Genomic DNA, 25,994 nt, shown 5'->3' with positions numbered 1-25,994 from the left:
GGGTGAAGGGGGCGCCCGTTCACACGACTGCCACGCGGGGAGAGCCACCGACGGCGGGCAGCCACGCAGACCGGCCGGCCGCTCGCCCCGCCGCACGCGGGCGGTGCGCACAGGCGAGACTCACCGAAGGCTGCGGACGTCCAGCTGCCGCAGCACCCGGTCCACCACCTCCGGATCCGCCCCCACCTCGCCCCGCGCCGCCAGCACCTCGTGCCGTGCCGCGCTCATCATCTCCCCCTGGATCCGCCGCACCCGCTTGAGCCTGCGCACCCGCTGGTCGTGGCCCTCGCGCCGCTCCTCCTCGCCCAGCTCCGGGCTGATCCGCACCCCGATCTCGAACGCCCGCCGCAGCAGCTGCTCGGACAGCTCCTCCGGCAGCTCCTCCACCGCCTCGATCTCCCGCAGCCGCCGTTTCGCCGCCTTCGCCGCCCGCACCGCCAGTTCGTGCTCGAACGCCTTCTCCCGCTCGCTGTCGGCCTGTACCCCCAGCCGTTTCACCAGCCACGGCAGCGTCAGCCCCTGCACCACCAGCGTCCCCATGATCACCCCGAAGGCGATGAAGACGATCTCGTCCCGGTCCGGGAAAGGGTCCCCCGCGTCCGTGCGCAGCGGGATCGCGAGCGCCAGCGCCACCGACGCCACGCCCCGCATCCCGGACCACCACATGATCACGGTCTCCCGCCAGCTCATCGGGATGTCCTCGTCGTAGTCCCGCCGCGCGTGCAGCCGTTTCGTCAGCCAGGTCGCCGGCAGCAGCCACACCAGCCGTACGACGACCACCACGGCCACCACGATCCCCGCCCAGCCGAGCATCTCGCCCCACCGCCCGGACGCCGTACGAAGGGCGTTGTGCAGTTCGAGGCCGATGAGTCCGAACGCGACCCCGGTCACCAGGGTGTCGACGATGTCCCAGAAGGCGTGCCCGGCGAGCCGGGTCAGCACGTCGTCGGGGTCGGTCGCGTACTCGGCGAGGAAGAGCGCGCACGTCAGCACGGCCAGTACACCGGACCCGTGCAGCTCCTCGGCCAGCACGTACGCCGCGTACGGCACCAGCAGGGTCAGCCCGATCTGGAGGGTCGCGTCCCCGAGGAGGTCGAGCAGCCGGTTGGCGCCCCACCCGAGCCCGATCCCGACGGCGACCGCGACCACGGCGGACAGCACCAGTTCGAGCGCGGCCTCGGCGGGCATGAACTCCCCGCTGACGGCGGCGGCGATCGCCACGTGGTACAGCACGATGGCGGTGACGTCGTTGAACAGCCCCTCGCCCTCCAGGATGGAGACGAGCCGGCGCGGCAGCCCCAGCTGCCCGGCGACGGCGGTCGCGGCCACCGGGTCGGGCGGCGCCACCAGGGCCCCCAGGGCGACGGCCGCGGCCAGGGGCAGCCCGGGCACCACCGCGTGGGCCACCGCGGCCACACAGACCGTCGTGACGAACACCAGGGCCACGGCCAGCAGGAAGATCGGCCGTTTGTTGGCCGTGAACTGCCGCCACGAGGTGCGCCGTACGGCCGCGTAGAGCAGCGGCGGCAGCACCAGCGGCAGGATCAGGTCGGGCGGGATGTCCACGTTGGGCACGAATTCGAGTACCGCGAGGACGATCCCCAGCAGGGTCATCAGGACCGGCGACGGCAACCCGAAACGATCCCCGACCGGGACGCTCACCACAGCCCCGAGCAACAGCACGAACAGCAGGGCCAACTGATCCACGGGCGGCGCTCCGGGCATCTAGACGATCAAGAACATCCGGATGTCCAGCGTCGCACGCGCCGCGCCCCGCTAAAGAGAACGCCGCATGGAGCGATGCGGAATCCCCGCCTCCAGCTCCTCGGGGCCGTACGCCGCGTACCCCAGCCGCTCGTAGAACCCCAGTGCCTGCGTCTGCGCGTGCAGGTCCACCGCCGCGAGGCCACGCGCGTGTGCGGCCTCCTCGATGGCCCGCACCAGCGCGACCCCGACGCCGAGACCGCGCGCCTCGCGCGTCACGGCGAGCCGCCCGAGCGACCCGACGGACGGATCCCCGCCGGTCTTCTCCGCGGCCACCTCGGCGCCGTACAGCAGCCGCCCGGTCCCCAGCGGTACGCCGTCCTCCCGGACCGCCAGCACATGCAGCGCGCCGGCGTCGTACGCGTCGTACTCCAGGTCCTCCGGGACGCCCTGCTCCCGGACGAAGACCTCCTTGCGCACCGCGAAGCACGCCTCCAGGTCGGCGGGGTCCTCGGCGACCCGGACCGTGTACGCGCGCGTGCCGCTCACCCGTACGTCTCCTCGCGGACCTGGTCCAGGGCCTGCTGGAGGTCGGCCGGGTAGTCGCTGGCGAACTCCACCCACTCCCCGTCGCCGGGGTGCTCGAAGCCCAGCCGCACCGCGTGCAGCCACTGCCGGGTCAGCCGCAGACGCTTGGCGAGCGTCGGGTCGGCTCCGTAGGTGAGGTCGCCGACGCAAGGGTGGCGATGGGCGGCCATGTGGACGCGGATCTGGTGCGTACGGCCGGTCTCCAGCTTCACGTCCAGCAGGGAGGCGGAGCGGAACGCCTCGATCAGGTCGTAGTGCGTGACCGACGGCTTGCCCTCCGCCGTGACCGCCCACTTGTAGTCGTGGTTCGGATGGCGGCCGATGGGGGCGTCGATGGTGCCGCTGGTCGGGTCCGGGTGGCCCTGGACCAGGGTGTGGTAGCGCTTGTCGACCGTGCGCTCCTTGAACTGCCGCTTGAGCGAGGTGTACGCCCGCTCCGACTTGGCGACGGTCATCAGACCGGAGGTGCCGACGTCGAGCCGGTGCACGATGCCCTGACGCTCGGCGGCACCGGAGGTGGAGATGCGGTAGCCGGCCGCGGCCAGACCGCCGATCACCGTGGGGCCGCTCCAGCCGGGCGAGGGGTGCGCCGCCACGCCGACCGGCTTGACGATCACGACCACGTCGTCGTCGTCGTGCACGATCTCCATGCCCTCGACCGGCTCGGCGACGATCTGCACCGGCGCGGGCGCCTGGGGCATCTCGACCTCGAGCCAGGCCCCGCCGTGCACCCGCTCGGACTTGCCGACCACCGAGCCGTCGACCGAGACCTTCCCCGCCGCGGCGAGCTCCGCGGCCTTGGTGCGGGAGAAGCCGAACATGCGGGAGATGGCGGCGTCGACGCGCTCGCCCTCCAGGCCGTCCGGCACGGGCAGGGTACGGATCTCGGGAATCGTGCTCACCCGTCGAGTATGCAGGACACCGGGGACCGCCCCGTCAACAAGCCCCTCCCGGCCTCCCGGCCTCTCAGTCCTTGTGGACGGTCCCGTCCGGGTCCAGGCCCTTGAAGGACAGCAGCACGATCAGGATGCCGCCGCAGACGATCGCCGAGTCCGCGAGGTTGAAGACCGCGAAGTGCTTCGGCGCGATGAAGTCCACCACCGCACCCTCGAAGACGCCCGGCGAGCGGAAGATCCGGTCGGTCAGGTTGCCCAGCGCGCCGCCCAGCAGCAGGCCCAGCGCGATCGCCCAGGGCAGGCTGTACAGCTTGCGGGCCAGCCGCGCGATCACGACGATCACGGCCGCCGCGATCACCGTGAAGATGATCGTGAAGGCCTCGCCGAAGCCGAAGGCCGCACCGGCGTTGCGGATGGCCTCGAACCGCAGCCAGTCCCCGACGATCTCGATCGGCGGATGATGCTCCAGCTTGGCGACCACGATCATCTTGCTGATCAGGTCGAGGGCGTACGCGAACACGGCCACCGCGAACAGCACGGCGATCCGGCGCCTGCCCCGGGGCCGGGCCTCGGCGCTCTGCTGCCCGTCCGCGCCGGAGGACTGCTCCGGTTCGGCTCCCGCCGACTCTGGAGTATCCGGCGTACCGATGATGCGCTCCGCCTCTGCCACGTGAGTCCCTCAACCTAGGTACCTGACTGAGGACGAGGGTACGACACGCCTCCCGACCTCGCCGTGATCAGTACCTCCGCTCCTGCTTCTGCTTGCACTCGACACACAGTGTGGCCCGGGGGAAGGCCTGCATCCTGGCCTTGCCGATGGCGTTGCCGCAGTTCTCGCACAGGCCGTAGGTGCCCGCGTCCAGCCGCTCCAGGGCGTGCTCGGTCTGGATCAGCATCTCGCGGGCGTTGGCGGCCAGCGCCAACTCGTGCTCCCGGGTGATGTTCTTGGTCCCGGTGTCCGCCTGGTCGTCGCCCGCGCCGTCCCCCGAGTCGCGCATCAGGCCCGCCAGGGCCGTCTCGGACGAGGCCAGCTCCGCGTGCAGCCGTGCCTGCTCGGACTGGAGCTCGGCGCGCGCCTCCTCGACCTCCTCGGGCGTCCAGGGTTCCTCACCGGGGCGCACCGCGAGCTCGCCGGGCTCCACCGCGGCGAGGCGTGCCTTGGGGACGGCGGTCTTCGCCGCCGTGGCCGTGCCTGGAGTCTTCTTCGCAACCACTGTCGTGGCTCCCGTCTGCTCCGCGGCCGAGGCCGCGCCCACCTTCTTGGCCGTGCTCTTCTTTCCCGCCCTCGCCGCGGCCACGCCCTCGGCGCCGCCGTCCTTCCCGGTGACGGCTGCTTTCTTGGCGGGCGCCTTCTTGGCGACCGCCTTCCGGGCGGCCGTTTTCCCCGCGGCCGCCTCCCCGGCGGCCGTCTTCTCGGCCGGGGCCGCCTTGGCCGCCGCTTTCCCGGCCGCCGCCTTCTTGACCGCCGGTTTCCCGGCGGTCGCCTTCACGGCAGCGGCCTTCTCGGCTGCGGCGCTCCGGGCGGGGGCCTCCTTCACAGGGGCCTCCTTCACAGGGGCCTTCTTGGCAGCGGATTTCTTGGCAGCGGTCTTCTTGGCTGCGCTTTTCTTGGCTGCGGCCTTCTTGCCCGCCGTTTTCCGCCCGGCGGCCTTCTTGGCGGCCGTTCTCTCCGCCGCCGCCTCCCCGGCCACCGTGTCGCCGGACCCGACCTCCTCTGCCTCGCCCTTCCCGAAATCGCCTGCCGCGCGCCCGGTCGGCACCGAGTCGGCGGCTCGCGCGATGCCTGCCGCGCGAGCGCTCTTCTTCCCGCCCACAGCCTTGGCGTCCTTGGCCGCGCCACCGCCGGAGGCACCCGTGGACCGACCGGACGCCGGCTGCTGTACGGCGGTCTTCTTCGCCATGGCCGCGGCCCCTTCACATACTGTGATCTCGCTCGCGAATCGTGCTGGGACGATAAATCGACACGAGGTCCGCGGCAACGGGGCACACCGCCCGAATCGCCCGCCCCGCGCACGTCGCGCGGCAAGCCTGCCTGCGTTGTGCCCAGCTCCCCGCCGGGTAATCCGCCCGGCCGACCGCCCGGGGATCCGAACACGGGTTCCCTCCAGGAACACCTCCAATCGGGTCATTCCGGACCCGTCCGCACCCCGCGCCCGAGGGCCCCGTAAACCGGTCGGCCACTGTCCGCCCGGCGCCGTACACTGGGCGGAGCGAAAAGCATGGATGGGGACGAGTAGCGGCGTACGCAGCCCAGAGCGACCCGGGGACGGTGGAAGCCCGGGGGCGAGCGCGACGCGAAGATCACCCCGGAGCCGCCGGAAGAAGGCCCCGCGAGGGGCGGTAGAACCGGCATCGCGACCCCAATGAGGGGGCTCACCGGAGCGTACGGAGCACCGGCGGGCCAAGGAGGGTGGTACCGCGGGAGCGCGCCGCACACGGCGTAGACAGGCAAGACGGCTCTCGTCCCTCCGACGGAAGGCAGTACGTCCGCCGGAGGAAGATCGATGACGCAGTACCGCCAGGTGCCCGCCCAGGTCGACCTGCCCGCCCTCGAGCACGCCGTGCTCGACTTCTGGCGCGAGCAGAAGATCTTTGCCAAGAGCCTGGAGCAGTCCGAGGGGCGCCCCGAATGGGTGTTCTACGAGGGCCCGCCCACCGCCAACGGCATGCCCGGCGCCCACCACATCGAGGCACGCGTCTTCAAGGACGTCTTCCCCCGCTTCCGCACCATGCGCGGCTACCACGTGGCCCGCAAGGCCGGCTGGGACTGCCACGGCCTCCCGGTGGAGCTGGCGGTCGAGAAGGAGCTGGGCTTCAGCGGCAAGAAGGACATCGAGGCCTACGGCATCGCCGACTTCAACGCCCGGTGCCGCGAGTCCGTACTGCGCCACACCGACGCCTTCACCGAGCTGACGACCCGCATGGGCTACTGGGTCGACCTCGACGACGCCTACGTCACGATGGACCCCGAGTACATCGAGTCGGTCTGGTGGTCGCTCAAGGAGATCTTCAACAAGGGTCTGCTGGTCCAGGACCATCGCGTCGCCCCCTGGTGCCCCCGCTGCGGCACCGGCCTCTCCGACCACGAGCTGGCTCAGGGCTACGAGACGGTCGTCGACCCGTCCGTGTACGTCCGTTTCCCGCTCACCTCCGGTCCGCTCGCCGGCCAGGCCGCGCTCCTGGTGTGGACGACGACCCCCTGGACCCTGGTGTCCAACACGGCCGTCGCGGCGCACCCCGAGGTCACCTACGTCGTCGCCACCGACGGCCAGGAGAAGCTCGTCGTCGCCGAGCCGCTGCTCGCCAAGGCGCTCGGCGAGGGCTGGGAGCCCACCGGCGAGACCTTCACCGGCGCCGAGATGGAGCGCTGGACCTATCAACGTCCGTTCGAGCTCGTGGAGTTCCCGGAGCCCGCGCACTACGTGGTGAACGCCGAGTACGTCACCACCGAGGACGGCACGGGTCTGGTCCACCAGTCCCCCGCCTTCGGTGAGGACGACCTCAAGGTCTGCCGCTCCTACGGCCTGCCGGTGGTCAACCCGGTCCGCCCCGACGGCACCTTCGAGGAGTCCGTCCCGATGGTCGGCGGCGTCTTCTTCAAGAAGGCGGACGAACAGCTCACCGAGGACCTCCAGCAGCGCGGCCTCCTCTTCCGGCACATCCCGTACGAGCACAGCTACCCGCACTGCTGGCGCTGCCACACCGCGCTCCTCTACTACGCGCAGCCGTCCTGGTACATCCGCACGACGGCCGTCAAGGACCGCCTCCTCCAGGAGAACGAGAAGACCAACTGGTTCCCCGACACGGTCAAGCACGGCCGCTTCGGCGACTGGCTGAACAACAACATCGACTGGGCGCTGTCCCGCAGCCGCTACTGGGGCACCCCGCTGCCGATCTGGCGCTGCGAGGACGACCACCTCACCGTCGTCGGCTCCCGCGCGGAACTGTCCGAGCTGACCGGCACCGACCAGTCCGCACTGGACCCGCACCGGCCGTTCATCGACGACGTCACCTTCGCCTGCCCCCAGTGCGCGAAGACGGCCACGCGCGTGCCCGAGGTCATCGACGCCTGGTACGACTCGGGTTCCATGCCGTTCGCGCAGTGGGGCTACCCGTACAAGAACAAGGACCTGTTCGAGTCCCGCTACCCGGCGCAGTTCATCTCCGAGGCCATCGACCAGACCCGCGGCTGGTTCTACACGCTGATGGCGGTCGGCACCCTGGTCTTCGACAAGTCCTCGTACGAGAACGTGGTCTGCCTCGGCCACATCCTCGCCGAGGACGGCCGCAAGATGTCCAAGCACCTGGGCAACATCCTCCAGCCGATCCCGCTGATGGACCAGCACGGCGCCGACGCGGTCCGCTGGTTCATGGCGGCCGGCGGCTCCCCCTGGGCGGCCCGCCGGGTGGGCCACAACACCATCCAGGAGGTCGTCCGCAAGACGCTCCTCACCTACTGGAACACGGTCGCCTTCCAGGCCCTGTACGCCCGCACCTCCGGCTGGGCGCCCTCCGAGGCCGACCCGGCCCCGGCCGACCGCCCGGTCCTGGACCGCTGGCTGCTGTCCGAACTGAACGCGCTCACCGACCAGGTGACGCAGGCTCTGGAGGCGTACGACACCCAGCGCGCCGGCAAGCTGCTGTCCGCGTTCGTCGACGACCTCAGCAACTGGTACGTGCGCCGCTCCCGCCGCCGCTTCTGGCAGGGCGACAAGGCGGCGCTGCGCACCCTGCACGAGGTCGTGGAGACGGTCACCAAGCTGATGGCCCCGCTGACCCCGTTCATCACCGAGCGGGTCTGGCAGGACCTGATCCTGCCCGTCACCCCGGGCGCCCCGGAATCCGTCCACCTGGCCTCCTGGCCGGAGGCGGACCTCGCGGCGATCGACCCGGAGCTGTCGAAGCAGATGGTCCTGGTCCGCCGTCTGGTCGAGCTGGGCCGCGCCACGCGCGCGGAGTCGGGTGTCAAGACCCGCCAGCCGCTCCAGCGGGCGCTCATCGCGGCCACCGGCTTCGACGCCCTCTCCCCCGAGCTGCACACGCAGATCACGGAGGAGCTGAACGTCGAGTCCCTGGCGTCCCTCTCCGAGGTCGGCGGCAGCCTGGTCGACACCACCGCCAAGGCCAACTTCCGCGCCCTGGGCAAGCGGTTCGGCAAGCGCGTCCAGGACGTGGCGAAGGCCGTCGCGAACGCCGACGCGGCCGCGCTCTCCCTCGCCCTGCGCGAGGGCACGGCGTCGGTCGAGATCGACGGCGAGACGGTCACCCTGGCCCCGGACGAGGTGATCATCACGGAGACCCCGCGCGAGGGCTGGTCGGTCGCCTCCGACTCCGGCGCCACGGTCGCCCTCGACCTGGAGATCACCGAGGAGCTGCGCCGCGCGGGCCTCGCCCGGGACGCGATCCGGCTGATCCAGGAGGCCCGCAAGAACAGCGGCCTCGACGTCGCCGACCGCATCGCGCTCCGCTGGACCGCGACCGACCCGGCCACCGTCGACGCCCTGGCCGGCCACTCGGCCCTGATCTCCGACGAGGTCCTCGCCACGGACTTCGCCCAGGGCGAGGCGGACGACACCTACGGCACCCCGTTCTCGGACGAGGGTCTGACGCTGACGTTCCGCCTGCGCAAGGCGTAGCTCCCGGCACACCGAGGGCCCGGCTCCCCCAGGGGGGCCGGGCCCTCGGTCGTCGCCGGTCACGGTGTGATCCACCGTCACCGTCGTCAACACGCGTAAAAAGGGCGGGACCCCGGATCGGAATCCGGGGCCCGCCCTTTGAACGCTGCCGACGCCTAAGGCGTACTACTGGCCGTCAGTTGTCGTCCTCGTCGATGAGGAAGCCACGCATCGGCGAGGGAGCCTGGCCCATCGGGGAGGGACCCTGCGGACGCACCGGCGCCATCGGCTGAGTCATGGCCGGCGACATCTGCTGCTGCCCGCCGTAGGACGGCGCGGCCGGGCTCGGAGCACCCATGCCCGGCGCACCCGCGCCGTAGGACGGGGCACTCGCACCGGCCGGAGCCATGGAAGGCGCCGGGGACGGCGGCAGGGAGGCCGCGGCAGGAGTGCGCGGCGGGGCGAGCGAGTCGTCCGCCTGGGTCTCCAGCTGACGCAGCTGCGACTCGAGGTACGACTTCAGGCGCGTACGGTACTCGCGCTCGAAGCCGCGCAGGTCCTCGACCTTGCGCTCCAGCGTCGCGCGGGCGGACTCCAGGGAGCCCATGGCGACGCGGTGCTTCTCCTGTGCGTCCCGCTCCAGGGCGTCGGCCTTGGCACGGGCGTCACGCTCGAGACCCTCGGCGCGGCTGCGGGCCTCGCCGACGATCTTGTTGGCCTCGGAGCGGGCCTCGGCGATCGCCTGGTCGGCGGTCTGCTGGGCCAGCGAGAGGACACGGGCGGCACTGTCGCCGCCGGGGCCCTGACCGGGGCCGCCCATCGGACCGCCCATGGGGCCGCCCATCGGGCCACCCATCGGGCCACCCATCTGCTGCTGCATCTGGGGCGGACCGCCCATGGGGCCCTGCCCCATCGGACCCTGGCCCATGGGGCCCTGGCCCATCGGACCCTGGCCCATGGGGCCCTGGCCCATCGGACCCTGACCCATCGGGCCCTGGCCCATCGGACCCTGACCCATCGGGCCCTGGCCCTGCTGACCGCCCTGGCCACCACCGGGGCCGGCGGGCAGCTGCGGCGCACCGCTCGGCAGCTGGGGCGGGCCACCCATGGGGCCACCCATCTGCTGCTGCGGCGGGCCCGATATGCCGGCGGGTACCGGAGCGCCCGGACCGCGCATGCCCTGCTGCGGCATTCCCTGCGGGGGCATGCCCTGCTGAGGCATGCCCTGCTGAGGCATGCCCTGCTGGGGCATCCCCTGCGGCGGCATACCGCCGCCCTGCTGCTGGTCCTGCTCCGGAGGCTTGCGCATGTTCTGCTGGTTCTGGGCAGCAGCACGCGTGGCCGCGGCCAGTTTGGCGCGCAGGTCCTCGTTCTCGCGGAGCAGTCGCGTCAGTTCGGCTTCGACCTCATCGAGGAAGGCATCGACCTCGTCCTCGTCATAGCCTTCTCGGAGGCGGACGGTCGTGAACTGCTTGTTCCGCACGTCCTCGGGGGTCAACGGCATCTCTTCACCTCAACGTAGTCGTCGGCATCGGCAAGACGGTAGTTCACATCGCTCACAGCCGGCTCACGATCGAGATCAGGATGTAGACGATGATCATCAGTACGAAGAAGGACAGGTCGAGCGCCACGCCCCCGAGACGCAGCGGCGGAATAACTCGCCGCAGAAGCTTGAGCGGTGGATCAGTGACAGTGTAGGTGGCCTCCAGAACGACCACCATCGCCTTGCCGGGTTGCCACGAGCGGGCGAACTGGAAGACGTAGTCCATGACCAACCTGAAGATGAGCACCAGAAGGAACACCATCAGCGCGATGCGAACGACATCCAGGACCACGCTCATGTTCGGTGCTTCCCTCTCCCCTGTTTCCTACTGCTCTGTACTGCTGTTTCCGATCGTGCGTCTCAGCTTTGGTTGAAGAACCCGCCCTCTGCGATGCGGGCCTTGTCCTCCGCCGTGACATCGACGTTAGCAGGCGACAACAGGAACACCTTCTGCGTCACCCGCTCGATGCTGCCGTGAAGACCAAACACCAAACCGGCCGCAAAGTCGACAAGTCGCTTCGCGTCTGTGTCATCCATCTCAGTCAGATTCATGATCACCGGGGTGCCCTCACGGAAGTGTTCCCCGATGGTACGGGCCTCGTTGTAGGTCCGGGGGTGGAGGGTGGTGATCCGGTACGGCTCTCGTTCCGACACGACCTTGGGCATGATCACCGGTGCGTTCTTCTCCAGGGACTGACGTTCTTGTGTGATGGATGCCACGGGCGCGATGCGCGCCGGACGCCCGGATTCCGCGATGGGCGAAGTGGATCGCGCCACAGGCTCACGCGGAGCGGGTGGCTGCACGATACGCACTTCTTCGTCCCTTTGGGACTGATGTGCCGCATGTGACTGGTGGGACGGCTCGTGTCGCCGATGGTCCCGCTCGGGCTCAGGGTCGAGCTCGGGTTCGAAGTCGTCATCGGGGTCGAATCCCCGGCCGTCGTACCCATCGTCCTCCACGAGGCCGAGGTAGACCGCCATCTTGCGCATCGCGCCGGCCATGCTCTGAGTCCTCCGCTCTGTGGTGGATCGGCTTCCGACTGCCAAGTCCCGCGATCCACGTGGCCCTTGTGTCCGCCTTTCGGCGGTAATGACCATATTTTCTGCTGTGGTCCGACTTCCTGGCGACGTTACCCGAGCCGGGGGCGGACTCCGAGTACCGCAGTGCCGACGCGCACATGTGTCGCCCCGGCCGCCACGGCCTCCTCGAGGTCCGCACTCATCCCCGCGGACACCATGTTCGCAGCCGGATGGGCTCGGCGCAGGTCAGTCGACAAAACCATCAACCGCTCGAAGGCCGCCTGTTGGCGCCCCGCGTACTCCCCGGTCAGCGGTGCGACGGTCATCAGTCCGTCGAGCCGCAGTCCCGGCGCGCCGGCCACGAGATCCGCCAACTCCGCGACCCCGCCCGGCCCCACGCCGCCCCGCTCCCCGCGTCCGCTCTCGCCCGCGTCGAGCGCGACCTGGACGAGACAGCCGACCTCGCGCCCGGCGCGCACGGCCTCCTTCGACAGCGAGGTCACCAGCCGGGAACGGTCGACGGACTGCACGAAGTCCGCGTATCCGACCACGGATCGTGCCTTGTTGGTCTGCAACTGGCCGACGAAGTGCCACCGGAGAGGCAGATCCGAACACTCCGCGGCCTTCGGCGCGGCGTCCTGGTCCTTGTTCTCGGCGACGTGCCGCACGCCGAGTTCCGCCAGGATCCGCACATCGCTCGCCGGGTAGGTCTTGGTGACCACGATGAGGGTCACCTCCTCCCGCCGGCGCCCGGCGGCCGCGCACGCGCGGGCGATGCGCTCCTCCACCTTCGCCAGGTTTCCGGCGAGTTCGTCCCTACGGTCCGTCATGTCCATCAGTCCAGCCAGACATATCCCGCGAGTCGCCCCGTGGAGCGGTCGCGGCGGTACGAGAAGTGATCGTCCGACTCCAGCGTGCACACCGGCGACTGCTCCCGGTCGCCCACCCCGAGCCGGTCGAGCTGCGCGTGCACTCCGGCGGCGACGTCCACCGCGGGAGTGCCCCAGCTCGTCTCGGCGTGCGCCGCCGGCTCCAGCGCGGCGACCTCGGCGCGCATCGCCTCCGGCACCTCGTAGCACCGGCCGCACACGGAGGGTCCGGTGCGGGCGACGATCCGGGCGGGGTCGGCGCCGAGCGACGTCATGGCGTCGACCGCGGCGGGCACGATCCCCTTGATCATGCCGGGCCGTCCGGCGTGCGCCGCGGCGACCACCCCGGCGACCGGGTCGGCCAGCAGGACCGGCACGCAGTCGGCGGTCAGCACGGCGAGCGCGAGCCCGCGCGTCGCGGTGACCAGTCCGTCGACCTCCGGGGTCCGCCGGGTGGCCCACGGCCCCTCGACCTCGGCGACATCGGCGCCGTGCACCTGGTTCATCCAGACCACCCGCGCCGGGTCCAGACCCAGCGACTTGGCGGCCAGTTCCCGGTTGGCGCGGACGGCCTCGGGGTCGTCGCCGACCGCGCCGCCCAGGTTGAGCTCCTCATACGGAGCGGCGCTCACCCCGCCCCACCGGTCGGTGAAGGCGAAGTGGGCGCCGCCCACGTTCTCGCGCCGTCCTATCACTTCAGGAAGTCCGGCACGTCCAGCTCCTCGGCCGCGCTGTCCGAGTAGGTCCGCGACGGCGGCACCGGCGGGGAGACCGGGAGGTCGGCCACCGGCTCGGGGGCCGGCGCCGGCTCCTCCTTCGGCGTGACGCTGCCGAGGGAGCCGAAGGACGGGCGGCTCTCGGGCTGCCGTACCGGGGCGGGCTCCTCGCGGCGGGCGGTGCCCGAGGCCGAGCCGAGGACGTTGTCCCGGCGGGCCGGGGGCTGACCGCCGTCGAAGCCTGCCGCGATCACCGTGACCCGGACCTCGTCGCCGAGCGCGTCGTCGATGACCGCACCGAAGATGATGTTGGCCTCGGGGTGAGCTGCCTCGCTGACCAGCTGGGCGGCCTCGTTGATCTCGAACAGGCCGAGGTCGGAGCCGCCGGAGATGGAGAGCAGCACGCCCCGGGCGCCGTCGATGGAGGCCTCGAGGAGCGGCGAGGAGATCGCCATCTCGGCGGCGGCCACCGCGCGGTCGTCGCCGCGGGCCGAGCCGATGCCCATGAGGGCCGAGCCGGCCTCGGACATGACCGACTTGACGTCGGCGAAGTCGAGGTTGATCAGACCGGGGGTGGTGATCAGGTCGGTGATGCCCTGGACACCGGAGAGAAGGACCTGGTCGGCCGACTTGAAGGCGTCCAGCACCGAGACCTGGCGGTCCGAGATGGACAGCAGCCGGTCGTTGGGGATGACGATGAGGGTGTCGACCTCTTCGCGGAGTTCGGCGATGCCGTCCTCCGCCTGGTTGGCGCGGCGCCGGCCCTCGAAGGTGAACGGGCGGGTGACCACGCCGATGGTGAGGGCGCCGAGGTTGCGCGCGATGTTGGCCACGACGGGCGCGCCACCGGTGCCGGTGCCGCCGCCCTCGCCGGCGGTCACGAAGACCATGTCGGCCCCCTTGAGGACCTCCTCGATCTCCTCGCGGTGGTCCTCGGCGGCCTTGCGGCCGACGGCCGGGTTGGCGCCGGCGCCGAGTCCCCGGGTCAGTTCACGGCCGACGTCGAGCTTGACGTCGGCATCGCTCATCAACAGCGCCTGCGCGTCCGTGTTGATGGCGATGAACTCGACGCCCTTGAGACCGACCTCGATCATCCGGTTGATGGCATTGACACCACCGCCGCCGACACCGATGACTTTGATGACTGCGAGGTAGTTCTGCGGTGCTGCCACGTCGAAGGCCTCTCGCCTCGAGTTACGTGTCGCCGCCTCGCAAGTGGTGCGAATCCGACGACTGATGCCGAATGGGACGGTCCGTTTCGCCGACCCGAACCCTAACGCTGAAGTTTAGGGTTACCAGTGTGTCCGTTCCTTGGAGTCTTCTGAACAGGACACTAAGTCGACAAGTGGCGCCCGTTCAACGAACACGCCGAACCTCCCGTTTTTCTTTTCACCCTATGTGATCAGCCATGTCACTGCCCAACCAGGGTGCTGGCCTGCGCTGATGTGCGTCAACTCCCCGATGACGCAGGAGCCGTGGGAGCGCTGACATCGAAGTGCCGCGCAGCCGGGGAGGCTTTCATGAGAGCGCTGAGTGTACGGCCCTTCTGGGCGCCCTTCTCGGCACTTCCCCAGGCGACCGTGCGGCCGTCGCTCAGTTCCAGCGAGATGTCGTCGTAGGAACTGACCTTGAGGGCGCGGGTGCGCCGTGCGACCGCGTCCGGAATGTCGCGGGCGGCCCGCACCGCCTCGCGCACCAGCCGGTCCTCGCCGAAGCGCCGCAGGCTGGCGGCGGTCGAACCCGACGAGGGGAGCGCCAATTCCAGGAGCGGCACATTCCTCGGGGCTTCGGAAACCGTGGCGAAACGGACGCCTTCGTCGTCGACTTCTACGAAGTTCGACCCTTTTCGCACCAGAAGAACCGGTTGACGTTCGGTCACTTTCAAGCCAATTCCGTCGGGCCAGGAACGCACCACGTCCACCTGGTCGATACGCGGCAGTTCGCGTCGCAGACGTGCCTCGATCGCGTCGGTGTCGACGGAGACGAGCGGCGATCCGACCGGTACGGCGGCGGCGGCGCGGACCTCGTCCGGCGTCAGCACGTCGGTGCCGGAGACCGAGACGTGGTCGACGCGCAGCCACTGCGAGCCGTACAACGCCCAGACGCCGCCCGCGCCGAGCAGGAGTACGGCCAGCAGCAGGATGACGATCACCCGAAGCCGGCGTGGGCCCAGCCTCCGGACCAGGGGCGGGCCGGACGACTCCTGCTGGCGTGCACCGCGCTCGGCGGTGGCGGATCCGGCCACGCTCCCTGCCCTTTCGCTCACACGGAAGAAACCGTGTCTAACGCTGCGCGCGACTCGCGGCGATCGCCTCGTACACCATGCCGACGAGCAGGTCGTCGGCGTCCCTGCGGCCGAACTCGCTGGCGGCGCGGGACATCTCGTACAGCCGGTGCGGGTTGGCGAGCACCGGCAGGACGCTCTCCCGGACCCAGTCGGGGGTCAGTTCGGCGTCGTCGACGAGCAGCCCGCCGCCGGCCTTGACCACCGGCTGGGCGTTGAGCCGCTGTTCGCCGTTGCCGATGGGCAGCGGGACGTAGGCGGCCGGGAGCCCGACGGCGGAGAGCTCGGCGACGGTCATCGCGCCCGCACGGCAGAGCATCATGTCGGCGGCGGCGTACGCGAGGTCCATGCGCTCCAGGTACGGTACCGGGATGTAGGGGGGCATTCCCGGCATCTGCTGGACGTGCGGCAGTTCGTTCTTGGGGCCGACCGCGTGCAGGATCTGGATGCCGGCCTGCTGGAGCCAGGGCGCGACCTGCTGGACGACCTCGTTGAGGCGGCGGGCGCCCTGCGAGCCGCCGGAGACCAGCAGCGTCGGCAGGTTGGGGTCCAGACCGAACATCGCGCGGGCCTCGGGGCGCGCGGCGGCGCGGTCGAGGGTGGCGATGGTGCGGCGCAGCGGGATGCCGATGTACCGGGCGTCCCTCAGCTTGCTGTCGGGCGTGGAGACGGCGACCCGGGCGGCGTACCGGGAGCCGATCTTGTTGGCCAGTCCGGGCCGGGCGTTGGCCTCGTGGACGACGATCGGCACACCGAGGCGCTTGGCGGCGAGATAGCCGGGCAGGGCCACGTAACCGCCGAAACCGACGACGGCGTCGGCCTTGGTGCGCTCCAGGATCTGCTCGGCGGCCTTGATCGTGCCACGCAGCCGGCCCGGGACGGTGATCAGCTCGGGCGTGGGCTTGCGCGGCAGCGGTACGGCCGGGATCAGCGCGAGCTCGTAGCCGCGCTGCGGAACGAGCGTGGTCTCCAGTCCGCGCTCGGTGCCCAGGGCCGTGATCCCCACGGTGGGGTCCTGCCTGCGCAGGGCGTCCGCGAGGGCGAGCGCGGGCTCGATGTGGCCGGCGGTCCCCCCACCAGCGAGTACGACATGCACCGAAATTCACCGCTCTCCGGACGAGCGCGCCGCCGAGGCACGCCGTCTCATCGTGTTCCATCTCCGGGGGCTCCGAACCATCCCGGAGCCCCCAGCCCCCCGCTTTCTACCAAATCGGGGGTGCCGCATCGCAAGCGCCGCCCGCGCAGCGGGCTCGTCGCGTGCGAAGGCGATCAGCAGCCCGATGGCGAACATGGTCGGCAGCAGGGCGGACCCCCCGTACGAGAACAGCGGGAGGGGGACACCGGCGATCGGCAGCAGGCCGAGCACCGCACCGATGTTGATCACTGCCTGAGCGGTGATCCAGGTGGTCACGCCTCCCGCGGCATACCTCACGAAGGGGTCCTCCGTGCGTCCGGCCACGCGGATACCCGCATAGCCTAGAGCCGCGAACAGGGCGAGCACCGACAGCGTCCCCGCCAGGCCCAGTTCCTCACCGGTGACGGCGAAGATGAAGTCGGTGTGCGCCTCGGGGAGTTGCCCCCATTTCTCCACACTCGCACCGAGCCCGGAGCCGAAGATCCCGCCGGAGGCCAGGGCGTAGATACCGTGCACGGCCTGCCAGCAGGCGTCGCCCGGACCGGGGTCGGTGGCGCCGATGCACTGGAGCCGGGCCATGCGGTTCGGGCTGGTCTTGATGAGGATCACGCCGATCGTGGCAGCGACCGCGAGCACGCCGGCGAACAGCCTGGTCGGCGCGCCGGCCAGCCAGAGCAGGCCGAACAGGATCGCCGTCAGGATGATCGCCGTGCCCATGTCGCCGCCCAGCATGATCAGCCCGAGCAGCATGAAGGAGACCGGCACCAGCGGCACCAGCATGTGTTTCCACTGGGCCAGCAGCTTCTTGTCCTGCTTGCGGGCGAGCAGGTCGGCGCCCCAGAGCACCAGGGCGAGCTTGCCGAACTCGCTGGGCTGGATCTGGAAGGAGCCGCCGAGCGAGATCCAGTTCTGGTTGCCGTTGACCGCCATCCCTATCCCGGGCACCTGCACCAGGGCCATCAGGAAGACGGCGCCCGCGAGGATCGGGTAGGCCAGCGCCCGGTGCAGTTTCACCGGCATCCGGGAGGCGGCCAGCAGCAGCCCGGCGCCGATGGAGGCGGCCAGCAGCTGTTTGCGGAAGAAGAAGGAGCCCGGCAGCGACTTCTGGAGCGCGGTGATCTGGGAGGCCGAGTACACCATCACCAGACCCAGCACGGTGACCAGCAGGCTGCCGCCGAGGATCAGGTAGTAGGCGGTCAGCGGCCGGTCCCAGGCCTTGCGGGCCCGGAGATAGAGCCGCAGCACGGGGTTGTCGCGCCCGGGCCGCGGGGTGGCGGGCCGGCGGACCGTCCGCTGGGCGGGCGGCCTGCCGCCGGTGCGGCTACCGGGCATCGCTGCGCACCGCCCGGCCGGCGGGCACCCCGCACGGCCGCCGACGAGAAGCCGGCCACATCCGAGTCACGCGTCCCTCCAAGGGTCCTGGAGCAACCGTCGCGGCCGGGGACCCGCCGTCAGGCACCCGCGCCGAGTTCGCGCACCGCCTGGGCGAACGCGTCACCGCGCTGGTTGTAGTTGACGAACATGTCCATGGAGGCGCAGGCCGGGGCCAGCAGCACCGTGTCGCCTTCACCGGCGAGGCGCCGGGCCTCCTGGACAGCCGCGAGCATCGCCCCAGTGTCGGTCCGGTCGAGGTCGACGACGGGTACCTCGGGGGCGTGTCGCGCCAGGGCTTCGCGGATCAGCGCGCGGTCGGCGCCGATGAGGACCGCCCCGCGCAGCCGCTTCGCCGACTTGGCGACCAGCTCGTCGAAGGTGGCGCCCTTGGCCAGTCCGCCGGCGATCCACACGATCGACTCGTAGGCCGCCAACGAGGCTTCCGCCGCGTGGGTGTTGGTGGCCTTGGAGTCGTCGATGTACGCCACCCCGTCCACGTCCGCCACGTGGGCGATGCGGTGGGCGTCCGGGGTGAAGGCCCGCAGGCCGTCCCGTACGGCCTGGGGAGGCACGCCGAAGGCGCGGGCGAGGGCCGCCGCGGCCAGGGCGTTGGCGATGTTGTGCGGGGCCGGCGGATTCACGTCGGAGACCTCGGCGAGCTCCTGGGCGTTCTTCTGCCGGTTCTCGACGAAGGCGCGGTCGACCAGGATGCCGTCCACGACACCGAGTTGGGACGGGCCCGGGGCGCCGAGGGTGAAGCCGATGGCCCGGCAGCCCTCCTCGACGTCCGCCTCGCGCACCAGGTCCTCGGTGGCCTTGTCGGCGACGTTGTAGACGCAGGCGACCCGATTGCCCTCGTAGATCCGGCCCTTGTCCCTGGCGTACGCCTCCATGGAGCCGTGCCAGTCGAGGTGGTCGGGGGCGAGGTTGAGGACGGTGGCGGAGTGGGCGCGCAGGGAGGGCGCCCAGTGCAGCTGGTAGCTCGACAGTTCCACGGCCAGGACGTCGTACGGCTCCTCGCCGAGGACCGCGTCGAGCAGCGAGACGCCGATGTTGCCGACGGCTGCCGTGCGCAGTCCGGCGGCCTCCAGGATCGAGGCCAGCATCTGGGTGGTGGTCGTCTTGCCGTTGGTGCCGGTGACGCAGAGCCAGGGGGCCGCTTCTCTGCCGTCCAGGCCGCGCAGGCGCCAGGCCAGCTCCACGTCGCCCCAGACCGGCACCCCGGCCTCGGCGGCCGCCGTGAAGAGCGGCTTGTCCGGCTTCCAGCCGGGTGCGGTGACGATGAGTTCGGTGCCTTCGGGCAGGGTCGCCCCGTCGCCGAGGCGCACGGTGACACCGAGCGCCTCCAGTTCGGCGGCCTGCTCACGCGCGCGTGCGTCGTCGCCGTCGTTGACGACGGTGACCTTCGCGCCGAGCCCGTGCAGCACCTTGGCCGCCGGGATGCCGGAGACGCCGAGCCCGGCGACGGTGACGTTCTTCCCCTGCCAGTCGGTCACTTGTCTGCTGCCCATCCCGCGTAGAAGAGACCCAGTCCGACGATCACACAGATGCCCTGGATGATCCAGAAGCGGACCACGACAAGGACTTCGGACCAGCCCTTGAGTTCGAAGTGGTGCTGGAGCGGTGCCATGCGGAAGACACGCTTGCCGGTCAGCCGGAACGAACCGACCTGGATGACCACCGACATGGTGATGAGGACGAACAGACCGCCCATGATGGCCACCAGCAGCTCCGTGCGGGAGCAGATGGCCAGGCCCGTGAGGACACCGCCGAGCGCGAGCGAACCGGTGTCGCCCATGAAGATCTTGGCCGGCGACGTGTTCCACCACAGGAAGCCCAGGCAGGCGCCCATCAGCGCGGCCGAGACGACCGCGAGGTCGAGCGGGTCGCGCACCTCGTAGCAGGCGTTGGGGTTGGTCAGCGTCTTGGCGTTGGCGCAGGACTCCTGGTACTGCCAGACGCCGATGAACGTGTACGCGCCGAAGACGAGGACGGAGGCGCCGGTGGCGAGTCCGTCCAGACCGTCCGTCAGGTTCACGCCGTTGGACATCGCGAGGATCATGAACAGCGCCCAGATGACGAACAGCACGGGGCCGATCGTCCAGCCGAAGTCCGTGATGAACGACAGCTTCGTGGAGGCCGGGGTGTTGTCACGGGCGTCCGCGAACTGGAGCGAGAGCACGGCGAAGGTGATGCCGACGAGCAGCTGCCCCGCCATCTTGGCCTTGGCCCGCAGACCCAGCGAACGCCGCTTGACGATCTTGATGTAGTCGTCCAGGAAGCCGACCATGCCCATGCCGAACATCAGGCCGAGCACCAGCAGACCGGAGTAGGTCGGCGGCTTGCCGGTGATGACCTTCGACAGGAAGTACGCGGCGATCGTCGCCAGGATGAAGGCGATACCGCCCATGGTCGGCGTACCGCGCTTGCTGGCGTGCTCGCGCGGGCCGTCGTCCCGGATGTACTGGCCGTAGCCCTTGCGCGCCAGCAGCTTGATCAGCAACGGGGTGCCGATCAGCGTCAGGAAGAGACCGATGACACCCGCGAACAGGATCTGCTTCATCATCGGGCAGCGACCTCACCCTCGGCTCCGGTCGCGAGCAGCGCCTGCGCGACGCTCTCGAGACCGACCGAACGGGACGCCTTCACGAGTACGACGTCCCCCGGGCGCAACTCGCTGCGCAACAGGTCGACCGCCGCCTGTGCGTCGGACACGTGCACCGACTCCTCACCCCACGAACCCTCGTTATATGCGCCCAGTTGCAGCCAGGAGGCTTCCCTGCCCCCGACGGCGACGAGCTTGCCGACATTGAGCCGGACGGCGAGCCGTCCGACCGCGTCGTGCTCGGCGAGCGCCTCGTCCCCGAGCTCGGCCATCTTGCCGAGCACCGCCCAGGTCCGCCGCCCCGTGCCCATCGCCGCCAGCGCGCGCAGGGCCGCTCGCATGGACTCGGGGTTCGCGTTGTAGGCGTCGTTGACGATCGTCACGCCGTCCGGGCGCTCGGTGACCTCCATCCGCCAGCGGGAGAGGGAGCCCGCCTCGGAGAGCGCGGTGGCGATCTCAGTTACGGACATCCCCAGCTCATGGGCGACGGCGGCCGCGGCGAGCGCGTTCGACACGTGGTGCTCACCGTACAGGCGCATGGTCACATCACTGCACCCGGAGGGTGTGTGAAGGCTGAAGGAGGGCTGTCCGCTGTCCGTGAGTCGTACGTTCTCCGCCCGAACGTCCGCTTCGCCGGACTCTCCGAAAAGGACCACCTTCGCCTTCGTACGGGAGGCCATGGCCCGGACCAAGGGGTCGTCCGCGTTGAGGATCGCGGCGCCGCCGTCGGCCGCCGCGGGCAGGGACTCGACCAGTTCGCCCTTTGCCTGTGCGATCTGTTCACGACCGCCGAACTCGCCGATGTGGGCGGTGCCGACGTTGAGGACGAGGCCGATCCTCGGGGGCGTCAGATCGGCGAGGTAGCGGATGTGACCGATGCCGCGGGCACCCATCTCCAGCACGAGGAACTGTGTCTCCTCGGTGGCGGACAGGGCGGTCAGCGGCAGCCCGATCTCGTTGTTGAGCGAACCGGGCGTGAAGACGGTGGGCGCCTTGCGCCGGAGCACCTGGGCGATGAGGTCCTTGGTGCTGGTCTTGCCGGCCGAGCCGGTGAGCGCGACGAGGGTCGCGCCGAGCTTCGTCACGACGTGCCGGGCGAGGGCGCCCAGCGCGGCCTGGACGTCGTCCACGACGATCGCGGGGACGCCGACGGGGCGCGAGGCCAGTACGGCCGCCGCGCCCGCCTCGACGACCGCTGCCGCGAAGTCGTGGCCGTCCACCCGCTCGCCGGCGAAGGCGACGAAGAGGCTTCCGGGCACCACCTCGCGGGAGTCCCGGACGACCGGTCCGGTGACCTTCGCGGACGGATCCGGTATGTCGTACGTCTGCCCGCCGACGACTGCTGCGATCTCGGCGAGGGAGAGGGCGATCACAAGTTCATCCCTGGGTCTGCTGGATAGCTTCGCGAAGCACCTGGCGGTCGTCGAACGGACGGACCACCCCGGCGATGTCCTGGCCCTGCTCGTGGCCCTTGCCCGCGACCAGCACCGTGTCCCCCGCGTGCGCGCGGGCCACGGCGGCGGCGATCGCGGCGGCCCGGTCCTCGAACAGGAGGACCTCGCCGCGCTCGTGCGCGGGCACGGACGCCGCGCCCTCGAGCATGGCCGCCAGGATCGCCAGCGGGTCCTCGGAGCGGGGGTTGTCGGAGGTCAGTACGGCGATGTCGGCGAGCCGGGCCGCGGCGGCGCCCATCGGCGCGCGTTTGGTGCGGTCCCGGTCGCCGCCGCAGCCGAGGACGACGTGCAGCCGGCCCTTGGTGACCTTGCGCAGCGCCTTGAGCACCGATTCGACGGCGTCCGTCTTGTGCGCGTAGTCGACGACGGCGAGATACGGCTGGCCGGCGTCCACCCGCTCCAGCCGGCCCGGCACGCCCGGGACGGCGGCGACGCCGTCGGCGGCGGTCTGCGGGTCGAGGCCCGCGGCGGCCAGGGCGGTGATCGCCGCGAGGGTGTTGGCCACGTTGAAGGGGCCGGGCAGCGGGGATCTGGCGGCGACGCGCACCCCGTCCGGGCCGAGCACCGTGAACGTGGCGTCCATCGGGCCGATGTGGACGTCCACCGCGCGCCAGTCGGCGTCGGGGTGGCCCTCGGCGGAGAAGGTGACGACCGGGACGCCGGCCTCGCGGGCGAGCCGGCGGCCGTACTCGTCGTCGAGGTTGACCACGCCGAGGCGGCTGCGTTCGGGGGTGAACAGCTGCGCCTTGGCCTGGAAGTAGTCCTCCATGCCGGAGTGGAACTCCATGTGTTCCGGGCTGAGGTTGTTGAAGACGGCGACGTCGAAGACACAGCCGTCGACCCGGCCGAGGACCAGCGCGTGGCTGGAGACCTCCATCGCGACCGCCTCGACGCCGCGCTCGCGCATCACGCCGAACAGGGCCTGGAGGTCGGTGGCCTCGGGGGTGGTGCGCTCGGACTTGATGCGCTCGTCACCGATGCGGGTCTCGACCGTGCCGATCAGACCGGTGGGGCGCGTGGCGCCCAGACCGCCCTCGACGAGGTAGGCGGTGGTGGTCTTGCCGGAGGTGCCGGTGATGCCGATCTGGAGCAGGTCCCGTCCGGGCCGGCCGTAGATCGTGGCCGCCAGCTCACCCATCCGCGCGCGCGGGTCGTCGGCCACCAGGACCGGCAGCCCGGTCGCGGCGGCGCGCTCGGCGCCGGTGGGGTCGGTAAGGACGGCGACCGCGCCCAGGCCCGCGGCCTGGGTGGCGAAATCGGCGCCGTGCAGGCGGGCGCCCGGCAGGGCTGCGTACAGGTCGCCGGGGCGGACGGCGCGCGAGTCATGGGTGATGCCCGTGACGGCGGCGGCGTTCTCCGCGACGGCGGCACCCAGCTGATCGGCGAGCTCCGCGAGGGGTGTGGCGGATACCTGGGCCGGTCGCGGCGGTCCCGGATAGGTCACGGAAGCGCCCTTCTGGGTGGTTTGGGACTGATCAGCGTGTGGCACGGCGGTGAGCGTACCGGGCGCACCCGCCTGCGGGCGAAGCGAGTCTGCGGGCGGGCTTGCGTTCCCGGGGTCGGGAGTGATCATGGTCACGGGCTGTTCCTGGCTGGTTCGACGCTGAACACTGACGGACGGGGATCTCAGGGGGCGAAGGTGACCGGGAGGCTGGCGGACTTCGTCCCGGTGGGCGGGACCTGGAGGGTCTTCAGGGCGAACTCCATGACCTGCTTGAAGATGGGGCCGCAGATCTGGCCGCCGAAGTAGCTGCCCTCGGTGGCGTTCTGGATGGCGCAGTAGACGGTGACGCGAGGATTGTCCGCGGGCGCGAACCCGGCGAACGACGAGGTGTAGCCCTTGTACTTGCCGGTGGCCGGATCCACCCGGTTGGCGGTACCGGTCTTGCCCGCCACGCGGTAGCCGGGAATGCGCGCCTTGGTGCCGGTGCCCTCCCGGTCGTCCACCACCGACTCCAGCATCCGGGCGAGGGTCTTCGCCGTCTTCGCGCTGACGACCCTGCTCTTCTTGGGTGCGGCGGCCGGGGTGAAGCGCCCGTCGGGGCCCTGGGTGCCGCGCACCAGGGTCGGCTCGATACGGACGCCGCCGTTGGCGATCGTCGAGTAGACGGAGGCCGCCTGGAGCGCGTTGAGGGACACGCCCTGGCCGAAAGGAATCGTGTACTGCTGCGAGGTCGACCAGTCGCCCGGGGCTGCGAGGATGCCCTTCGTCTCGCCGGGGAAGCCGACGCCCGTGTAGCTGCCGAGGCCGAACTTGCGCAGGTAGGAGGAGAGCACCCGGTTGGCCTCGGCCTGGGTCTTGCCCAGTTCGCCGGTGGCCAGGATCGTGCCGATGTTGCTGGACTTGGCGAGAACGCCGTTGAGCGTGAGATACCAGGTCGGGTGGTCGATGTCGTCCTTGAAGAGCCGGTCGCCGCGGTGCAGCCGGTTGGGCACCGTGACCCGGGTGAGCGGCGTGGCGACGTTCTCCTCCAGAACGGCCGCCATCGACATGATCTTGGCGGTGGAGCCGGGCTCGTAGGCGTCCTGGAGGGCCGCGTTTCCCAGGGCGTCCGGGTTCGCCTCGGTGAGGTCGTTGGGGTCGAAGCCGGGCGAGTTGGCCATGGCGAGGATCTCGCCGGTGCGGGTGTCCTGGACGACGACGTAGCCGCGGTCCGCCTTGGACTTCTCGACCTGCTCGGTGATGGCGTTCTGCGCCGCCCACTGGATGTCCCGGTCGAGGGTCAGCTCTATGTCCGAACCGGGCACGGCGGGCGTCTCGGTGGAGCCGGCGGTGGGCACCTGACGGCCGCCGGACTGGGCGTAACGGATCTTGCCGTCCTTGCCGGCCAGGGTCGCGTTCAGCTGCTGCTCGATGCCGCCGCCGCCCTTGCCCTCGGCGTTGACCCAGCCCAGCACGGCGGCGGCGAGATCGCCGTTGGGGTAGACCCGCTTGCTGCTGGGGACGGAGAAGACACCCGCGAGGACGTTGACCGTGCCGCCGTCGGCGCCCTCCTTGGCGGTGAGCGCCGACTTCAGGTCCTTGATCTGCTTCCAGACCTGCGGGGTCTGCCGGCTGGCGAGCTTGGCGTAGCGCGCCGCGCTGTCCTTCGGACGCAGCTTCCCGACCAGCGTCGACTGGTCCTGGCCGAGGATCGGCGCGAGCAGCGCGGCCGCCTGCTCGGGGCCGTCGTCGATCTTCAGGGTCGCGCGGTTGAACATCGTGGGGTCGGCGGTGATGTCGTAGGCGTCCTCGCTGCTGGCGAGGGCGACCCCGCTGCGGTCGGTGATCTCGCCGCGCTCGGCGGCCAGCACCTGGCCGACGTACCGGTTCTGCTCGGCCTTGGCGGCGTACGTGCTCGCGTCGACGGCCTGCACCTGGAGCAGCCGTACGACGAAGGCGATCATCACCAGGGCGAGGGCGAGGCCGACCAGGCGCAGCCGGGGGCGGGGGCTGCCGAGCCGGATCACGTTCGGGGCGGCGGGCCGGGGCGGGACCGGACGGCGGCCGGGGCGGGCGCCGGGCCCCGGGCGCCGCTGGGCGGATGCCGGGCGGGAGGGCCGGGCGGGGCCGGGCACACGCCGGCGCGGCGGTTCCCTGTCGGACACTTCCGTCACCTGCCGGGGGTCGTGGGGGTGGCTGCGGTCGGAACGAAGGCCGTGCTCCGCGCGAGCGGGGCGGCGGGTACCGGCGTGACGGGCGGCACGGCCGGGAAGGTCGACGCCGCGGGCGACGGCGCCGCCTGCGTCGGCCCGGTGAGCGGGATGGCCTCGGGCGGCCGGACGATCGCCGCGGCGTCCTGCGTGGGCTGCGCGGCGGCCGACGGGACGCCCTTCACGGTGCCGTCCGGGTCCAGGAAGGCCGGGTCGCCGCCGGGGACCATGCCGAGTTCACGGGCCCGGCGCTGAAGCGCGTCGGGCGCGGAGTAGGAGTCGATGTCCCGCTGCAGCGCCTGTTCCTCGTCGGTGAGGCCCTTGGTGTCCCGCTGGAGGTCGTCCATCCTGAAGGAGCCCTCGCTGAGCGCGGAGTTCAGCACGAGCAGCCCGATGAGGCCGCCGCCGAGGAGCAGGACGACGAGGAGGACGAACGGGGTGCGGGCCGCCCGGCGCGGACCGGCGGGCAGCAGGCGCGCGAGTCGGGCCGCCCGCCCTCTCAGTTCGGGTTTCCTGCTCACGCACCCTCCCCTGGCTCCGTTTGTCCCGCCTGTGCCC

The 25,994-nt window shown here is 71.0% G+C and carries 21 protein-coding genes; 1 reads left to right on the top strand and 20 read right to left on the bottom strand.

From position 1 onward, the window contains the following. Nucleotides 1–120 precede the first annotated feature (120 nt). The 5 genes from IE275_RS38050 to IE275_RS38030 all read right to left on the bottom strand — a co-directional run bounded on the left by IE275_RS38050 (nucleotide 121) and on the right by IE275_RS38030 (nucleotide 5,089). On the bottom strand, nucleotides 121–1,707 hold the full coding sequence (locus IE275_RS38050; RefSeq protein WP_189717247.1) for a Na+/H+ antiporter: 1,587 nt from the start codon (nucleotides 1,705–1,707) through the stop codon (nucleotides 121–123). A gap of 69 nt (nucleotides 1,708–1,776) precedes the next feature. After that, nucleotides 1,777–2,253 (bottom strand): GNAT family N-acetyltransferase, encoded by a 477-nt coding sequence (locus tag IE275_RS38045; RefSeq protein WP_189717246.1) that lies wholly within the window; start codon nucleotides 2,251–2,253, stop codon nucleotides 1,777–1,779. Continuing rightward, on the bottom strand, nucleotides 2,250–3,194 hold the full coding sequence (locus tag IE275_RS38040) for an RluA family pseudouridine synthase (RefSeq protein ID WP_189717245.1): 945 nt from the start codon (nucleotides 3,192–3,194) through the stop codon (nucleotides 2,250–2,252). The genes IE275_RS38045 and IE275_RS38040 overlap by 4 nt, the downstream gene beginning before the upstream one ends. Before the next feature lie 64 nt (nucleotides 3,195–3,258). After that, complete coding sequence (lspA, locus tag IE275_RS38035) at nucleotides 3,259–3,858, bottom strand: signal peptidase II (protein WP_189717244.1); 600 nt, start codon at nucleotides 3,856–3,858, stop codon at nucleotides 3,259–3,261. Nucleotides 3,859–3,925: 67 nt separating this feature from the next. Further along, complete coding sequence (locus IE275_RS38030; RefSeq protein ID WP_189717243.1) at nucleotides 3,926–5,089, bottom strand: TraR/DksA family transcriptional regulator; 1,164 nt, start codon at nucleotides 5,087–5,089, stop codon at nucleotides 3,926–3,928. Between the two features lie 603 nt (nucleotides 5,090–5,692). On the opposite strand from IE275_RS38030, the gene ileS reads away from it, so the two are divergent. Then, entirely contained in the window at nucleotides 5,693–8,824 is a 3,132-nt protein-coding gene (gene ileS / locus IE275_RS38025) for an isoleucine--tRNA ligase (protein ID WP_189717242.1), read from the top strand. A gap of 175 nt (nucleotides 8,825–8,999) precedes the next feature. On the opposite strand, the gene IE275_RS38020 is transcribed toward ileS, so the two are convergent. The 15 genes from IE275_RS38020 to ftsL all read right to left on the bottom strand — a co-directional run bounded on the left by IE275_RS38020 (nucleotide 9,000) and on the right by ftsL (nucleotide 25,957). After that, the gene (locus IE275_RS38020; RefSeq protein ID WP_189717241.1) at nucleotides 9,000–10,307 is read right to left on the bottom strand and encodes a DivIVA domain-containing protein; all 1,308 of its coding nucleotides are present in this window, start codon (nucleotides 10,305–10,307) and stop codon (nucleotides 9,000–9,002) included. A 52-nt stretch (nucleotides 10,308–10,359) separates the two neighbouring features. Next, on the bottom strand, nucleotides 10,360–10,644 hold the full coding sequence (locus IE275_RS38015) for a YggT family protein (protein ID WP_030794121.1): 285 nt from the start codon (nucleotides 10,642–10,644) through the stop codon (nucleotides 10,360–10,362). Between the two features lie 62 nt (nucleotides 10,645–10,706). Continuing rightward, complete coding sequence (locus IE275_RS38010) at nucleotides 10,707–11,348, bottom strand: cell division protein SepF (RefSeq protein WP_189717240.1); 642 nt, start codon at nucleotides 11,346–11,348, stop codon at nucleotides 10,707–10,709. Between the two features lie 128 nt (nucleotides 11,349–11,476). Next, nucleotides 11,477–12,196 carry a YggS family pyridoxal phosphate-dependent enzyme gene (locus IE275_RS38005; RefSeq protein ID WP_189717239.1) on the bottom strand — a complete coding sequence of 240 codons (720 nt, stop codon included), beginning with the start codon at nucleotides 12,194–12,196 and terminating at the stop codon, nucleotides 11,477–11,479. Between the two features lie 5 nt (nucleotides 12,197–12,201). Next, complete coding sequence (gene pgeF, locus IE275_RS38000; RefSeq protein WP_189717238.1) at nucleotides 12,202–12,930, bottom strand: peptidoglycan editing factor PgeF; 729 nt, start codon at nucleotides 12,928–12,930, stop codon at nucleotides 12,202–12,204. After that, nucleotides 12,927–14,123 (bottom strand): cell division protein FtsZ, encoded by a 1,197-nt coding sequence (gene ftsZ, locus IE275_RS37995; RefSeq protein ID WP_189717237.1) that lies wholly within the window; start codon nucleotides 14,121–14,123, stop codon nucleotides 12,927–12,929. The genes pgeF and ftsZ overlap by 4 nt, the downstream gene beginning before the upstream one ends. Before the next feature lie 278 nt (nucleotides 14,124–14,401). After that, nucleotides 14,402–15,196, bottom strand: a complete 795-nt coding sequence (locus IE275_RS37990; protein ID WP_189717236.1) for a cell division protein FtsQ/DivIB — start codon at nucleotides 15,194–15,196, stop codon at nucleotides 14,402–14,404. Nucleotides 15,197–15,233: 37 nt separating this feature from the next. After that, on the bottom strand, nucleotides 15,234–16,331 hold the full coding sequence (murG, locus tag IE275_RS37985; protein ID WP_189717235.1) for an undecaprenyldiphospho-muramoylpentapeptide beta-N-acetylglucosaminyltransferase: 1,098 nt from the start codon (nucleotides 16,329–16,331) through the stop codon (nucleotides 15,234–15,236). 6 nt (nucleotides 16,332–16,337) lie between these two features. Beyond that, nucleotides 16,338–17,702 carry a putative lipid II flippase FtsW gene (ftsW, locus tag IE275_RS37980; protein ID WP_189717234.1) on the bottom strand — a complete coding sequence of 455 codons (1,365 nt, stop codon included), beginning with the start codon at nucleotides 17,700–17,702 and terminating at the stop codon, nucleotides 16,338–16,340. 119 nt (nucleotides 17,703–17,821) lie between these two features. Further along, a complete protein-coding gene (gene murD / locus IE275_RS37975; RefSeq protein WP_189717233.1) occupies nucleotides 17,822–19,255 on the bottom strand; it encodes a UDP-N-acetylmuramoyl-L-alanine--D-glutamate ligase in 1,434 nt (477 codons plus the stop codon). Then, nucleotides 19,237–20,310 (bottom strand): phospho-N-acetylmuramoyl-pentapeptide-transferase, encoded by a 1,074-nt coding sequence (mraY, locus tag IE275_RS37970; RefSeq protein WP_189717232.1) that lies wholly within the window; start codon nucleotides 20,308–20,310, stop codon nucleotides 19,237–19,239. The genes murD and mraY overlap by 19 nt, the downstream gene beginning before the upstream one ends. Then, complete coding sequence (locus IE275_RS37965; protein WP_189717231.1) at nucleotides 20,307–21,722, bottom strand: UDP-N-acetylmuramoyl-tripeptide--D-alanyl-D-alanine ligase; 1,416 nt, start codon at nucleotides 21,720–21,722, stop codon at nucleotides 20,307–20,309. Before IE275_RS37965 ends, mraY begins: the two co-directional genes overlap by 4 nt. A gap of 4 nt (nucleotides 21,723–21,726) precedes the next feature. Further along, complete coding sequence (locus tag IE275_RS37960) at nucleotides 21,727–23,382, bottom strand: UDP-N-acetylmuramoyl-L-alanyl-D-glutamate--2,6-diaminopimelate ligase (RefSeq protein ID WP_373299370.1); 1,656 nt, start codon at nucleotides 23,380–23,382, stop codon at nucleotides 21,727–21,729. Between the two features lie 47 nt (nucleotides 23,383–23,429). Further along, the gene (locus IE275_RS37955) at nucleotides 23,430–25,391 is read right to left on the bottom strand and encodes a peptidoglycan D,D-transpeptidase FtsI family protein (protein ID WP_308435754.1); all 1,962 of its coding nucleotides are present in this window, start codon (nucleotides 25,389–25,391) and stop codon (nucleotides 23,430–23,432) included. 5 nt (nucleotides 25,392–25,396) lie between these two features. Continuing rightward, nucleotides 25,397–25,957, bottom strand: coding sequence for a cell division protein FtsL (gene ftsL, locus IE275_RS37950; RefSeq protein ID WP_189717228.1), 561 nt, complete (start codon nucleotides 25,955–25,957; stop codon nucleotides 25,397–25,399). Between the last annotated feature and the right edge of the window lie 37 nt (nucleotides 25,958–25,994).

Origin of the sequence: Streptomyces phaeofaciens (assembly GCF_014648915.1) — a bacterium.
Classification (GTDB): domain Bacteria; phylum Actinomycetota; class Actinomycetes; order Streptomycetales; family Streptomycetaceae; genus Streptomyces; species Streptomyces phaeofaciens.
This window is presented reverse-complemented; position numbering and strand designations above follow the sequence as displayed.

Coding starts and splice junctions, on each gene's coding strand:
- ileS (WP_189717242.1), top strand. CDS start 5,693: ATGACGCAGTACCGCCAGGTGCCCGCCCAGGTCGACCTGCCCGCCCTC.
- mraY (WP_189717232.1), bottom strand. CDS start 20,310: ATGATGAAGCAGATCCTGTTCGCGGGTGTCATCGGTCTCTTCCTGACG.
- ftsW (WP_189717234.1), bottom strand. CDS start 17,702: ATGCCCGGTAGCCGCACCGGCGGCAGGCCGCCCGCCCAGCGGACGGTC.
- murD (WP_189717233.1), bottom strand. CDS start 19,255: ATGGGCAGCAGACAAGTGACCGACTGGCAGGGGAAGAACGTCACCGTC.
- IE275_RS38010 (WP_189717240.1), bottom strand. CDS start 11,348: ATGGCCGGCGCGATGCGCAAGATGGCGGTCTACCTCGGCCTCGTGGAG.
- IE275_RS38005 (WP_189717239.1), bottom strand. CDS start 12,196: ATGACGGACCGTAGGGACGAACTCGCCGGAAACCTGGCGAAGGTGGAG.
- IE275_RS38020 (WP_189717241.1), bottom strand. CDS start 10,307: ATGCCGTTGACCCCCGAGGACGTGCGGAACAAGCAGTTCACGACCGTC.
- IE275_RS38030 (WP_189717243.1), bottom strand. CDS start 5,089: ATGGCGAAGAAGACCGCCGTACAGCAGCCGGCGTCCGGTCGGTCCACG.
- IE275_RS38015 (WP_030794121.1), bottom strand. CDS start 10,644: ATGAGCGTGGTCCTGGATGTCGTTCGCATCGCGCTGATGGTGTTCCTT.